At 68.6% G+C, this 15657-nt stretch carries 1 protein-coding gene; it reads right to left on the bottom strand.

Annotated elements, in window-relative coordinates:
• Entirely contained in the window at window positions 1-15483 is a 15483-nt protein-coding gene (locus VA602_RS19655; RefSeq protein WP_323454046.1) for a non-ribosomal peptide synthetase, read from the bottom strand.
• Window positions 15484-15657 lie beyond the last annotated feature (174 nt).

Genomic DNA, 15657 nt, shown 5'->3' with positions numbered 1-15657 from the left:
TCAGTTCGTCTCCAACTCGGTGAGGAAGTCATGCATATCGCTCAGATCCTGCTCGAGATCGGTGGTCCGCAACCCTTCCAGCGCTTGCGCATAGCCCTGCAGGTCGTCGGCCTGGAAGATCAGCTCCAGTGGCACCTGTACCTGTAGTTGCGCCTGTGCGGCTGCCGTGGCTTGTGTCGCCAGCAGCGAATGCCCGCCCAGTTCGAAGAAGTTGTCGTCACGCCCCAAGCGGTCGACCTTCAGCACCGCAGCCCAGATATCGGCGATGGCGCTTTCCAGCTCGCCTTGCGGCGCGCGGTAGTCGCGTTGCATCACGCTGGCATCCGGGGCCGGCAGGGCCTTGCGGTCCAGCTTGCCGTTGGGTGTCAGGGGCAGTGCGTCGAGGAAGACCAGATAGGTGGGGACCATGTAACCCGGCAGTGTCTCCTTAAGACGAACGTTGAGCTGCTCGCGCAATTTAGCCTCGCCGAGCGCCAGGCCTTGCGCGCTGGCCAGCACGTAGCCCACCAGTTGCGGGCCACCGACGCCAGGGCGGGCCAGCACCACCGCCTCACGCACGCCGTCCTGGGCCTGCAGGCGCGCTTCGATCTCACCCAGTTCGATGCGGAAGCCGCGGATCTTGACCTGGTGATCGACCCGTCCCAGGTAGTCGACCACACCATCGGCGCGCTGGCGCACCAGGTCGCCACTGCGGTACAGGCGCGCGCCCGGCACACCGTATGGGTCCGGCACGAAGCGCTCGGCGGTGAGGGCGGCGCGGTGCAGGTAGCCGCGCGCCACCCCCGTGCCGCCGAGGTACAGCTCGCCCGCGACGCCCTGGGGCAGCAACGCCGCCGAGTCGTCGAGCACATAGGCACTGCGGTTGCCGATGCGGCTGCCGATCGGCGCATAGGCCGCCTGGCAACGTTCGGCGCGATCGGCTTTCCAGATCAGCGGGGTGACCACGGTTTCGGTCGGGCCATAGCCATTGATGATGTGCTCGGGCGCAAGCACCGCCTTGACCAGTTCGAACGACGCTTCCGGCACCGCGTCGCCACCGAAGCAGTAGATGCGTACCGGCGGCGGGTTGCCGTGCTCGCGCACGTGTTCGGCCAACTGCTGCAGGTATACCGGCGGGAATGCGGCGACGGTGACGCCATGCCGGTGCATGGCCGCACAGGCCTGCTCGGCGGTCCACAGCTGCGGGTCGCGAATCAGCAGGCGGCCGCCGTGCAACAGGCAGGTCAGCCAGCGTTCATGGGCACCGTCGAAGGCGAACGACATGAAGTGCAGCTCGCAGTCGCGTGCATTCATGGCGTAGCGTTCACCGATCGCCAGGCAGTGCATGGCCAGGGGGCCATGGGCCACGGCGACGCCCTTGGGCTGACCGGTGGAACCGGAGGTGTAGATCACGTACGCCAGGCCCTCGGCGTGCACCGGGCGCTGCGGCGCGCTGCTCGGCAGCGAGGCGCTGGCCAGCTGGTCGATGCACAAGGTCGCCACGGTTTGCGCGGCAGGCAGGCGCGCCAGCAACTGCGAATGGGTGAGCAACAGCGCCATGCGCGAGTCCTGCATGAGGTAGGCCAGGCGCTCTTCGGGGTACTCCGGGTCGAGCGGCACATAGGCCGCGCCGGCCTTGAGCACCGCCAGCAACGCAACCAGCATCTGCGGGCCACGCTCCAGCGCCACCCCCACCAGCGCCTCGGCGCCCAGCCCTGCCTCGATCAAGCCATGGGCCAGGCGGTTGGCCTGCTGGTCGAGTTCGGCATAACTCATTTGCTGCTCGCCGAACAACACCGCCACCGCCTCCGGCGTGCGCTGCGCCTGGGCCTCGAACAGCTGGTGCACTGCACGAGGCGAATCGAAGCGTGCATCGACGTGATTCCACTGCTCCACCAGTTGCGCACGCTCCTGCCCGGTGATCAGCTCCAGCGCACCGATGGCCTGGCCTGGAGCCGCCTCGAGCAGTTGCTCGAGGACCTGGCGCAGGTGCCCGGCGACCTGCACGATGCGCGCATCGTCGAACGCTTCGCGCAGGTAGCTGTAGTGCACCTGCAGGGTCTGCTCCAGGGCGATGGCCAGGGTCAGCGGGTAGTTGGTGCGCTCGTGGCTGTCGATGGCGCCGAAGCCCAGGGCGGGCACCTCGGCCTGGCGCAGGGCCTCGGCCACCGGGTAGTTCTCGAACACCACCAGGGTGTCGAACAGCGCCTCGCCGCCCTGCCCAGCCCAGCGCTGGATATCGTACAGCGCGGTGTGCTCGTGCTCGCGCAGGGCCAGGTTGTGCTGCTGCAGCTCGGCAAGCCATTCGCCCAGCGCCTGCTCGGCACGCACCTGCGCCACCACCGGCAGGGTGTTGATGAACAGCCCGACCTGGCGCTCGATACCGACGATCTCCGCCGGACGCCCCGAAACCGTGGCGCCGAAGCACAGCGCCTGCTGGCCGGTGTAGCGCTGCAGCAGGATCAGCCAGGCGCCCTGCAGCAGGGTGTTGACGGTCACCTTGTGACGGCGCGCCAACTCGCCCAGGCGCTGGGTGAACGCGGCATCGAACTGCTGGTAGTGGTCGCCAAACGGCGCTTGCGCCACGGCTTCGCGGCGCACGAAGGCCTGGGCCAGTCGGGTCGGGGCCTCGAGCACACTCAGTTGCTCGGTCCAGAAACGCTCGCTCAGCCCGGCATCCTGGGCCTGCAGCCAGGCCAGGTAGTCGCGGTAACGGCCGACATGGCCGATCTCGCGGCGCGCGGCGTAGCGCTGCAGCACCTCACCCAGCAGCTGCGAATTGCTCCAGCCGTCGAGCAGGATGTGGTGATGGGTGTAGATCAGGTGATGACGCTCATCAGCCGTACGCACCAGCACCAGGCGCAGCAGCGGCGCGCGGGCCAGGTCGAAGCCCTGGGCCTGTTCCTCGGCCGCCAGGCGGTCGAGGGCGGCGGGCAGGTCCTGTTCACCGCGCAGGTCGAGCACGCGGAACGGCACCTCGACCTGCTTGTGCACCAGTTGCAGCGGACGCTCGACATCGCCCTGCCAGAGGAACACGCTGCGCAGGCTGTCGTGGGCGTCCAGCGCCTGCTGCCAGGCCTCGCGGAAACGCGCCGGGTCCAGGCCGTCGATGTCTACCCGCATCTGGTTCACGTAGTCGCTGGCGTCCTGCTGGTACAGGCTGTGGAACAGCATGCCCTGCTGCATCGGCGACAACGGCACGATGTCTTCTATCTGCCGCGCGGCGACCGGCAGCGCATCCAGTTGCGCCTGGGCCAGCGGGTAGAGCGGGAAGTCCGAAGGTGTCACACCTGCTTGTCCGGGCTGGCAGCAATGCTCGACCAGGGCCTGCAACTGCTCGGCGAAATCGCGGGCCAAGGCTTGCAGGGTGGCGTGGTCGAACATCTGCGTGCTGTAGGTCCAGCTCAGGTCCAGTTCGCCGTCGTACACCTGGCCGTTGATGCCCAGCCAGTTGGCCAGCGGCGCCTGGGCGCTCTGCTCGGCGCCACTGGCCTCGCCGCTCGGGCTGAACAGCGCGCCGTCTTCGGCCTGGAAGCTGCCATCGAACTGGCCCAGGTAGTTGAAGGTCACCCGTGCCACCGGCAAGGCCTGCAGCGCTTCACGGGTCGCGGCATCGGCGAAGCGGCGCAGGGCGCCGAAGCCCAGCCCCTTGTTGGGTACGCCGCGCAACTGCTCCTTGATCTGCTTGAGCGAGTCGCCCAGCGCTTCGGCCGGGGTCAGGCACACCGGGAAGACGCTGGTGAACCAGCCCACGGTACGGGTCAGGTCGAGGTGCTCGGCCAGTTCTTCACGGCCATGGCCTTCGAGCTCCACCAGCACGCTGCCCTGCCCGCTCCAGCGGCACAGGGTGCGGGCCAGGGCGGTCAGCAGCAGATCGTTGACCTGGGTGCGATAGGCGGCGGGCGCTTCCTGCAACAGGCGCTGGGTCGTGGTTTTGTCCAGGCGCGTATGGACCATCGCCGCATGGGCGTTGTCCAGCACCGCCGTTGGTGCGGCGCACGGCAACTCGGCGGCACCCTGCAGGCGTTGCTGCCAGTAGCCCAGCTCAGCGCTGTGCTCGGTGGCGTAACGCCGCAATTGCTCGGCCCAGTCTCGCTGCGAGCTGGTCTTGCCGGGCAGAGCCAGGGGCTTGCCGCCGCTCAGTTGTTCGAAGGCCAGTTGCAGGTCTTCGAACAGGATGCGCCACGACACGCCATCCACCGCCAGGTGATGGATCACCAGCAACAGGCGCTGGCTGCCGTCCGGCAGATCGGCCAGCACGGCGCGCAGCAGTGGGCCATCGCCCAGCGACAGGCTGCGCTGGGCCGATTCGGCCAGGGCTTCCAGTTCGTCGGCAGTGTTCAGGGTGCGCTGCCAGAGCAGCTCGATTGGCTGCTCGCCGAGCGGGCGGTAATGCGCCTGCCAGCCAGCCTCGCTTTCGGTGAAGCTCAGGCGCAGCGCATCGTGGTGTGCAACCAGTGCCTGCAACGCTTGCTCCAGGTAACCCGCATGCAGCGGCTGGGCCGGCTTGAGCAACACCGACTGGTTCCAGTGGTGACGCTCGGGGATGTCGGTGTCGAAGAACGCCTGCTGGATCGGCAGCAGCGGCATCTCGCCAGTCAAAGGGCCCTGCTCGATCAGTTGCGCACCCTCGCCTTCCTGGGCAACGGTCGCCAGCCCTTGGACGGTCTGGTGCTGGAACAGCGCCTTGGGCGTGAAGCGGATGCCCACCTGACGCGCCCGGCTGACCACCTGGATCGAAATGATCGAATCGCCGCCCAGCTCGAAGAAGTTGTCGGTCACGCCAATCGGCGAAACCTTCAAGACTTCCTCCCAGATCGCCACCAGGCGTTTTTCCAACACGCTGCGCGGTGCCACCTGGCGCGCCGGGGCAGTGGCCTGCGGCGCGGGCAGCGCCTTGCGGTCGAGCTTGCCGTTGGGGGTCAGTGGCAGACGTTCGAGGAACAGCCAGTGGGTCGGCACCATGTAGTCCGGCAGGGTCTGCTTGAGCCAGGCCTTGAGCGGCTCGGCATCATCGAGCAATGCCGCAGCAGCGACATAACCGACCAGTTGCGTACCCAGTTCGCCCTGACGGGCGACCACCGCCACTTCACGCACCTCGGGGTGCGCCAGCAGGCGTGCCTCGATCTCACCCAGCTCGATACGGAAACCACGCACCTTGACCTGATGGTCGATACGCCCCAGGTATTCGATCGACGCGTCTTCGCGGTACCGCACCAGGTCGCCGGTGCGGTACATGCGCCCGCCTTCACCGGTGAACGGGTCGGCGACGAAGCGCTCGGCACTCAGCCCTGGCCGGCGCAGGTAACCGCGCGCCAGGCCCTCACCGGCCAGGTACAGCTCGCCCGCCACACCCACCGGCTGCGGCTGCAGGTGGCCATCCAGCACATAGGCGGCGGTGCCCGGCAGCGGCCGGCCAATGCTGGCCCGGCCGTTGGCCTGGCGCAGCACGCAGGTCGAATAGGTGGTGTCTTCGGACGGCCCGTAGAGGTCGTGCACGCGCTCGATGCCCGGCAGCGCATACAGCGCATCGACCAGCGACTGCTTCAGCGGTTCGCCCGCCAGGTTGATGGTGCGCACACTGGGCGGAATCGCCCCGGCCTGCAGCAGCGCGGCAATCGCCGACGGCACGGTGTTGATAAGGGTCACGCGTTCGCGCGCGGGCAGCTCCGGCAGCGCCAGGGCGTTGTCCGCGAGGATGAAATGACCGCCGCCGGCCAGGGTCACGAACAGCTCCCAGACCGACAGGTCGAAGCAGATCGAGGTGCTCGCCAGCACGCCTTGCAGGTCGTCCTGGCTGTACAGCCCCTGGGCCCAGCGCACCAGCGCCACGGCATTGCCATGGGTGATCGCCACGCCCTTGGGCAGGCCAGTGGAGCCGGAGGTGTAGATCACGTACGCGAGGTGCTCGGCATCGTCATGCTGGACCGGCGCATGGGTCGGTTGCAGCGCCAACTGCGGATCGTCATCGAGCAACAGCAGCGACTGGCCTTCGCTGATCACCGACGCCAGTTGCGCGGCCTGATCGGCCTGGGTCAGCAGCAGGTGTGCCTGGCTGTCGCCGAGCATGTGCGCCAGGCGCTCGCGCGGGTAGGCCAGGTCCAGCGGCACATAGGCGCCACCGGCCTTGAGCACCGCCAGCAGGGCCACCACCAGTTCGGCGCTGCGCGGCAGTGCCACGCCCACCCGCACTTCCGGACCGACACCCAGGGCGCGCAGGCGATGGGCCAGGCGGTTGGCCTGCGTGTCGAGCTCGCGGTAGCTCAGCTCGCGCTCGCCGCAGATCAGCGCCAGGGCCTCGGGGGCCTGCGCGGCGCGGGCCTGGACCAGGCCGTGCAGGCTGGCGTGGGTCACCGGCGGCAGCGCTGCCGAGTTCCACGCCTCAAGCATGCGCTGCTGTTCATCGGCGGCCAGCAGCGGCAGCCGCGCCACCGGGCACTGCGGGTCGTGCACCACGGCCTGCAGCAGGTGCTGCCAATGGTCGGCCAGACGCTCGATGGTGGCGTGGTCGAACAGGTCGGTGGCATAGGTCAGCGACACTTCGATGCGTGCCTCGACCTCGGTGGTGTCCAGGCTCAGGTCGAACTGCGCGGTGCCGCTGTCCCAACTGAGCGGCTCGAGCGTCAGGCCTTGCAGGGAGGTCGCGGTGGCAGGCGTCACCTGATGGTTGTGCATGACCTGGAACAGCGGGCTGTAGCTCAGGCTGCGCTGGGGCTGCAGGGCGTCGACCAGTTGCTCGAACGGCAGGTCCTGGTGGGCCTGGGCGCCGAGCACGGCCTGGCGTACCTGTTGCAGCAGTTGATCGAAACCGGCCGCGCCGTCGACCTGGGCGCGCAGCACCTGGGTATTGACGAAGAAGCCGACCATCGACTCGGTCTCGGCCCGGGTGCGGTTGGCCACCGGTACGCCGACGCGGATATCGGACTGGCCGCTGTAGCGGTGCAGCAAGGCCTGGAACGAGGCCAACAGGTAGACGAACAGGGTCACGCCCTGGGCGCTGGCCTGCTCGCGCAGCGCGGCCACCAGCGGCTCGGCCAGGCTGAGGTCGAGCCGTGCGCCGCGCTGGCTCTGCTCGGCAGGCCGCGGGCGGTCGAACGGCAGCTCCAGCACGGGCTGCTCGTCGCCCAGTTGCTCGCGCCAGTAGGCCAGTTGCCGGGCGCCCTCGCCCGCCTCCAGCCATTGGCGTTGCCACTGGGCGAAGTCGGCGTACTGCAAGGCCAGCGGTTCGAGCGCCGCGGCCTCGCCACGGCAATGGGCGAGGTAGCGCGCCTGCCACTGCTCGACCAAGAGTTGCATCGACCAGCCGTCGGAGACGATGTGGTGCTGGGTCATCACCAACACATGGTCCTGTTCGCCCAGCACCAGCACGCGAACCCGCAGCAACGGCGCCTGGAACAGGTCGAACGGACGACGAATCTCGCGTTGCACTTCGCGGCGGATGGCCGCCTCGTCGGCCTGCGCCTCCATGGCCTGGTAGTCGATCGCGAAGGTCAGCGCCGGGGCGATGACCTGACGGACCTCGCCGTCCTCTTCGACGAACGCGGTGCGCAGCGAGGCATGGCGATCCACCAGGTCCTGCACGCTGTGCGCCAGGGCGTCGCGATCGAGCACGCCGCGCAGGCGCAGCGCCGCCGGAATGTGATAGGACGCACTGTGCGGCTCCAGTTGCCACAGGAACCACTGGCGCTCCTGGGCGTACGACAACGCCAGCGGCCGGTCATGGCCAACACTGACCAACGCAGGCCCTGCCTCAGCGGCCTGGGCCTGGCAGGCCTCGGCGAACGCCTCAAGCACCGGCGCCTGGAACAGCACCCGCACCGGCACCTCGCGCTGCAACTGCTGGCGGATGCGCACGACCACCTGCATGGCCAGCAGCGAATGCCCGCCACGCTCGAAGAAATGGTCGGCCAGGCCGATCTGCGGCACGTCCAGCACCTGGGCCCAGATGTCCGCCAGCGCCGCCTGCAAGGCATTGCGCGGAGCGATGTAGGCAGCGCTGCTCGCGTCTGGCTCGGGCAGTGGCAAGGCTGCGCGGTCGAGCTTGCCGTTGTTGTTCAGCGGCAATTGCTCCAACACCACGAGATGGGCCGGCACCATGAACTCCGGCAGCGACTGGCGCAACGCGTCGCGCAGCGCGGCGACGAAGGCCGTGCGCGCATCGCCCTGCACTGCCTCGCTGGCAACCGGCACGACGAAGGCCACCAACTGCGCCCCCTGGCCGGTCGCCTGGGCGATCAGCGCAGCAGCGCGCACCCCCGGCTGGGCCTGCAGGCAGGCTTCGATCTCGCCCATTTCGATGCGCATGCCGCGAATCTTCACCTGGTGATCGATTCGCCCGACATACTCCAGTGCCCCTTCGGCGTTGTAGCAGGCCAGGTCGCCACTGCGATAGAGCCGTGCGCCCGGCTCGCGGGCGAACGGGTCGGGCAGGAAGCGTTCGGCCGTCAGGCCCGGACGCTGGTAATACTGCTGGGCCAGGCAGGCCGGTGCGGCGATGCACAGCTCACCGACCGCGCCGGCGGGCAGCAGCTCGCCAGCGCCGTCGAGCACATAGAGCGCACGGCCAGCAATGGCCCGGCCAATCGGCACGCCGTGGCTGTCGCTGGCATCGCCCAGGCGGCAGGCATGCACGCTCGAGACCACGGTGGCCTCGGTCGGGCCATAGGTGTTGATCAGCGCGACCTCGCCCAGGCCCGCGGCGTGCCAGAGGCGCAGCCCTTCCACCGACATCGCCTCGCCGCCGACGTGCACCTGGCGCAATGCGCCCAGGCCGCGGCCCGGCTGCGCGGCGCACTCTTTGGCCAGCAGGTACCAGTAGGCCGCTGGCAGGTCGGCCAAGGTGACCTTGTGCTGCACGATGTGCTCGGCCAACTGCTGCACATCCCACAACGCCTCGCCCCGCATCACCAGCGCCGCCCCCAGGGCCAGCGGTGGATAGCACTGCTCGACGAAGCCGTCGAAGCTGAAGGTGGCGAACTGCAGCACGCGGTCGTTGGCGCCCAGGTGCGAATACTGCGCGCCGCTCTGGCAGAACTCGCGCAGGGCGGCATGGCTGATGGCGACGCCCTTGGGCCGGCCGGTGGAACCGGAGGTGTAGATCACGTACGCCAGGTCCTGGGCGTGAGGCTGCACGAGCGGGTCATGCTCGGGCTGCACGTCCAGCGCCAGCTCGCCGGTCACCAGGCGCGGCACCTCGGGTGGCAGGCTCAGGCCCTGCAACAGGCCGTCGTCGCACAGCAGCAAGTCGAGCTGGCTGTCTTCGATCATGTAGCGCAGGCGCTCATCCGGGTAGGCCGGGTCGAGCGGCACGTAGGCTGCGCCACTCTTGAGCACAGCCAGCAGGCTGACGATCATTTGCGGGCTGCGGCGCAGGGCCAGGCCGATACGTTTGCCTGGGCCCATGCCCTGGGCGATGAGCAGATGCGCCAGGCGGTTGGCCTGGCGATTGAGTTGGCCATGGCTGAGCGAGCGGCCCTCGCACAATACGGCCAGAGCGTCGGGGCTGCGCGCGGCCTGGGCGGCGATGCGCTGGTGTACCAGCGGCGTGGCCGACAGGTCGATCGCTTCGCCCTGGCTGTGCGCCAACACCGCCTGCTGCGTGGTGTCATCCAGCAAGCGCAGGCTACCCAGCGCGGCCGATGGCTGCTCGATCATCTGCTCGAGCGCCTGGCAGAAAGCGGCGCACAACTGCTCGACCCGCGCAGCATCGAAGTGTGCCAGGTCGTAGGCGAACTCCACGCTCAATCGCGCGCCCAGCTCGATGCCGAGGGTCAGTGGGTAATGGGTGCGCTCGTGATTGCGCAACGCGCCCACCTGCAACCCGGCCGGCGCGCCATCACGCAGGGCCTCGGCCACCGGGAAGTTCTCGAACACCATCAAGGTGTCGAACAGCACACCGCCCTGTTGACCTGCCCAGCCCTGGACCTTGTACAGCGGCACGTGCTCGAACTCGCGCAGGTCGAGGTTGAACGCCTGCAGCGTTTCCAGCGCCTCGCCGACCGACTGGCCAGGTGCTGCGCTGCACAGGACCGGCAAGGTGTTGATGAACAACCCCAGTTGCTCCTCGATCCCCGGCAATGGCGCCGAACGCCCACTGACGGTTGCGCCGAACGCCACGCAGGCCTGGCCGGTGTGACGTTGCAATACCAGGCCCCAGGCCGCCTGGAACAGGGTGTTGAGGGTGACTTTGCGCTGGCGGGCGAAGTGCCCCAGGCGCTCGGCGAAGGCGCCGTCGAATACATGCAAGTGCTCGCCACTGCCCTGCCCTTGCGCCCGACGCAACGCCGAGGCCAGTAAGGTCGGCCCCTGCAACGGCGCCAGTGCGGCCTTCCAGAAGCGCTCGCTGGCGTCCAAGGGCTGGCGCTGCAACCAGCCCAGGTAGTCGCTGAAACGCCCGCTGGCGGCGGCCACCGGTTGCCCGGCGTAGGTCTGGATCACCTGGGCCAGCAGGCTGGCATTGCTCCAGCCATCCATGAGGATGTGATGGCTGGTGTAGATCAGGTGCCAGCCACCGCCCTGCTGCGCCACCAGCTGCAGGCGGAACAGCGGTGCCTGGCGCAGATCGAAGCCGCGACGGCGTTCGGCGGCGGCCAGGGCATCGAGGTCATGCACGCCCTCCAGCACCTGCAACGGCAGGTCGAGATGGCGCTGCACCAACAGCTGCGCCTCGCTCAAGCCTTCCCAATGCACGCTGGCGCGCAGGATCTCGTGGCGCGCCATCGCCTCGCTCCAGGCCTGACGCAAGCGCGCGGGCTCCAGCCCCTGGATATCCAGGCGCAACTGGTTGATGTAGGCACCGGCCTCGGGCTCGTACTGGGCGTGGAAGAACATGCCCTGCTGCATCGGCGACAGCGGATAGAGCGCTTCGATAGCGCTGGCAGCGACCGGCAGCGCATCGAGCTGCGCCTGGTCGATGCGTGCGAGCGGGAAGTCGGACGGCGTCGCCTGGCCGGCCGGGGTTTGCAGGCAGTGGGCGATCAGTTGCGCCAGCTCGTCGCTGTAGGCCTGGGCCAGGCCTTCGACGGTGGCGTCATGGTACATCTGGCCGCTGTAGCCCCAGCGCAGCGACAGCTCGCCGGCATAGACCTGGCTTTCCAGGGTCAGCCAGTTGGCCAAGGGGGCCTCGGGGTCCTGGGCCTGGCCGCTGCGCTCGGTGGCGGGCGCCCAGAGGGCCTGGGCATCGAACTGCTGGTCGAACTGCCCCAGGTAGTTGAAGGTGATGCGCGCAGGCGTGGCCTGGCCGAGCGCCTGGCGCTGGGCCTCATCGCCCAGGTAGCGCAGCAGGCCGTAGCCCAGCCCCTTGCCCGGCACCGCACGCAACTGCTCCTTGACCGCCTTGATCGAGGCGCCCACCTCGTCACTGACGCTCAGGCGCACGGGGAACAGCGTGGTGAACCAGCCCACGGTGCGCGACAGGTCGACATCCTCGAACACCTCTTCGCGACCGTGCCCTTCCAGCTGCACCAGCACCGCTTGCTGCGCGCTCCAGCGCGCGACCACCCGAGCCAGCGCGGTCAGCAGCAGGTCGTTGATCTGTGTGCGATAGGCGGCCGGGGCAACGTGCAGCAACTGACGGGTCAGCTCGGCGTCCAGGCGCGTTTCCAGGGTGCGGCCATGGCGGTTGAGCGCGGCGCCCTGGGGCATGTCGCACGGCAGGTCATGCTCGACTCGCTGGGCGCGCCAGTAGTCCAGCTCGCCGGCCTGCTGCGCGGCCAGCGCAGGCAGCCGCGCGGCCCAGGCCTGCCAGGCACTGGTCTTGGCGGGCAGCGCCTGTTGTGTGCAGGCGTGCTGCAAGTCTTCGAGCAGTACGCGCCAGGACACGCCGTCGACCACCAGGTGGTGGATCACCAGCAGCACGCGCTGGCTGCCATCGGCCATGTGCACCAGCACCGCGCGCAGCAGCGGCCCGTCGGCCAGGTCGATGCTGCGCTGGGTGGCGTCGCAGAGCGTCGCCAGCGCCTGGGCGTCGGCGGCCGTCTCTTCGCGCAGCAGCCCGGCGGGCAGCGCACCGTGCTCGGCTTGCCAGTGGCCATCGCGCAACTGGAAGCGCAGGCGCAGGGCGTCATGTTGCTCGACCAGACGCACCAGCGCCTGCTGCAGGCGAGTGCCATCCAGAGCCTGGCGTGGCGTCAGCAGCAGCGACTGGTTCCAGTGCGCCCGTGCAGGCACCGCCTGCTCGAAGAAGGCGCGCTGGATGGGGGTCAGCAGCGCCGGGCCCTGCACCGCGCCCTGCTCGGCCTGCACCTGCGTCGCACGCCCGGCAGCGCCAGCCAGGCCGCGCAGGGTCTGGAACTGGAACAGGTCACGCGGGCTGAACTGCAAGCCTTGGCGCCGGGCGCGACTGACCACCTGGATAGCGATGATCGAGTCGCCGCCCAGTTCGAAGAAGTTGTCGTCCAGGCCGATCTGTTCGACCCCGAGCACCTCGCTCCAGACCTGCGCGAGGATCTGCTGCACCGGCGTTTGCGCGGCCACGTAGGCGCCGCGTGGCGCCGCATCGGGCTGTGGCAGCGCCTTGCGGTCGAGCTTGCCGTTGGGCGTCAGCGGCAGGCGCTCGAGCGGCATCAGGTGGGTGGGCACCATGAACTCGGGCAGCGCCTGCAACAGCCAGTCCTTGAGCCCCTGCTGCCAGCCATCGGGCTGTTCGTTGAGCACCAGGTAGGCCACCAGCTGCTTGCCGTCCAACGCCAGCACCACGGCCTCACGCACCCACTCATGCTGGGCCAGGCGCGCCTCGATCTCGCCCAGCTCGATGCGCAGGCCGCGAATCTTCACCTGATGGTCGAAGCGGCCGAGGTATTCGATCACGCCATCGTTGCGCTGGCGCACACGGTCGCCGGTGCGGTACAGGCGCTGGCCAGACACGAAGGGGTCGGCGACGAAGCGCTCGGCCGTCAGGCTCGGACGGCGGTGGTAGCCTCGGGCCAGGCCGACACCCCCCAGATAAAGCTCGCCGGAAACACCGGGGGCAACCGGCTCGAGGCCGGCGTCGAGCACGTAGGTGCGCAGGTTGGCGATCGGCAGGCCGATCGGTACGCTGTCGCGGCCTTCGTCGCGGCAGGTCCAATGGGTGACGTCGATGGCTGCCTCGGTCGGGCCATACAGGTTGTAGAGGGCTGCGCCCGGCAGGCGGGCAAACACCTGCAACTGGGCATCCACCGGCAGGGCCTCACCGCTGCAGACGATACGTCGCAGGCTGCTGCAGGCTTCGACACCCGGCTCGTGGATGAACGCCTGGAGCATCGAAGGCACGAAATGCAGGGTGCTGACCTGGAAGCGGCGAATGGTCTCGATCAAGCGCGCCGGGTCGCGATGTTCACCCGGCGCGGCCACTGCCAGGCGCGCGCCGGTCATCAGCGGCCAGAAGAACTCCCACACCGACACGTCGAAACTGAAGGGGGTCTTCTGCAGCACGGTGTCGTCGGCGCCGATGGCGTAGGCCTCCTGCATCCAGTGCAGGCGGTTGGCCAGGGCCCTATGGCTGTTGCCAGCGCCCTTCGGCCGCCCGGTCGAGCCGGAGGTGTAGATGACGTAGGCCAGTTGCTCGGGGTCGATATCCACCCTCGGGGCACTGGTGGGCTGCTCGTCCAACGGCAACCGGTCGAGCGCCACGCACTGCACGCCCTGGGGCAGCGGCAGGCTGTCGAGCAGTGCCTGCTGGGTCAGCAGCAGGTCGATGCCACTGTCCTCGATCATGTAGGCCAGGCGTTCTGCGGGGTACTCCGGGTCCAGCGGCACATAGGCAGCACCGGCCTTGAGGATGCCCAGCAGCCCCACCACCATTTCGACGCTGCGCTGCACGCTGATGCCGACCAGGCTGTCGCCCCGGGCGCCCTGGGCGCGCAGGTAGTGGGCCAACTGGTTGGCGCGGGCGTCGAGCTGGGCGTAGCTGAGCGCGTGCTCGCCAAACACCAGGGCCGGGGCCTGTGGCGCGCGGCGTGCCTGGTCTTCGAACAACTGGTGCACCGGGCGTTCGAGCGGGTAGTCACGGGCGGTGGCGTTCCAGTCCTGAAGCACGGTGGCAAGGCTGGCGTCATCGAGCATCGGCACCTGCCACAGCGCTTGCTGTGGCTGCTCGACCAGGCCCCGCAGCAGGGCCTGCCAGTGCCGGGCCATGCGCTCGATGGTGGCGGCATCGAACAGGTCGCTGGCATAGGTGAAGGCTGCGTGCAGCACCCCACCTTGCTCGTAGGTGTCGAGGCTGAGGTCGAACTGGGTGGTGCGGCTGCGCCATTGCAGCGGCGCCAGTTGCAGGCCGGACGCCAGGGTGACGGTGGTCAGGTCGGCGACCTGCGGCTGGTGGTTGTACATCACCTGGAACAGCGGTGCGTGGCTGAGGCTGCGCTCGACCTTGAGCGCCTCGACCAGGCGCTCGAACGGCAGGTCCTGGTGCGCCTGGGCGCCCAGCACGGTCTGACGTACCGCTTGCAGATAGGCCAGCACGTCCTGTTGCGCTTGTGGCTGCAGGCGCAGTACCTGGGTGTTGACGAACAGCCCGATCAGCCCTTCGACCTCGGCGCGGTTGCGGTTGGCCACCGGGCTGCCGATGCGCAGGTCGCATTGGCCGGTGTAGCGTTGCAGCAGCATGCCGAAGCTGGCGAGCAGGACCATGAACAGCGACAGGTTGTGCTGGCGGGCAAAACCGCGCACCTGCTCGGTCAGTGCCGCGTCGAGCGGGAATGACTGGCGGCTGCCGCTGAAGCTGGGGGTGGCCGGGCGGGCGTGGTCCAGCGGCAGCTCCAGCACCGGCTGCTCCTCGCCCAGCTGGGCCTGCCAGTACTGCAACTGGCGCTCCATCTCACCCGCTTCGAGCCAGCGGCGCTGCCACAGGGCGTAGTCGAGGTACTGGATGGGCAGCGCTGGCAACTGCGGTGCCTGGCCTGCAGCAAAGGCGTCATAGGCGCGGCTGAACTCATCGATCAGCACATTCATCGACCAGCCGTCGGAAACGATGTGGTGCAGGGTCAGCAGCAGTACGTGCTCCTGCGCATCGAGGTGCAGCAGGCGCACCCGCAGCAGTGGTCCGTGCGCGAGGTCGAACGGGCGTAGCGACTCGGTTTCGGCTTCGGCACGAACCTGTGCCTCACGCTGGTCGGCGGCGAGATTGCGCAGGTCGACGCGCTCGATGTTCACGCGGGAGAGCGGGCGATGGGCCTGCTCCAGGCGATCATCGGCCTGGGGTTCGAAGACGGTCGTCAGGCTTTGGTGACGGGCCAGTACGGTGGCGAAGGCCTGCTCCAGGGCGGCGGCGTCCAGTTGACCTAGCAGGCGTACGGCGCCTGGGAGGTTGTAGGCGCCGCTCTGGGGGTCCATTTGCCAGAGCACCCACATGCGTTGCTGGGCGTAGGACAGCGCCTGGCGGTCTGGGGCCTCGACACCGGCGGGGATGGGGAACTGGGAAAAGTCGATGCCCTCCTTGGCCAGGGTCTCGAGGAACACGCGGCGCTTTTCCAGCGGCAGTTCAATGAAACGGCGGGCCAGTTGCAGGGACTTCTCGGCATTCATCAGATTGCTTCCGTACGAGTGGGGTATCGGGCGGGGCCCGGCTATCCCTACGAAACGGATACATCTTGCAAAAAGTTAGGTTTTGGGGGGCGCTGGGTGGTGCTTGTTTCGCGTGAATATTCGATTTGGGGGGCGACGCGGAGTCACCTTTTCGCCCTTACGGCGACCTACTTT

Source organism: Pseudomonas machongensis, from assembly GCF_034961125.1.
GTDB lineage: Bacteria > Pseudomonadota > Gammaproteobacteria > Pseudomonadales > Pseudomonadaceae > Aquipseudomonas > Aquipseudomonas machongensis.
This window is presented reverse-complemented; position numbering and strand designations above follow the sequence as displayed.

What these genes read in the sequence shown, in the direction of transcription:
- VA602_RS19655 (WP_323454046.1), bottom strand. Translation starts at nt 15,483, where the DNA reads ATGAATGCCGAGAAGTCCCTGCAACTGGCCCGCCGTTTCATTGAACTG.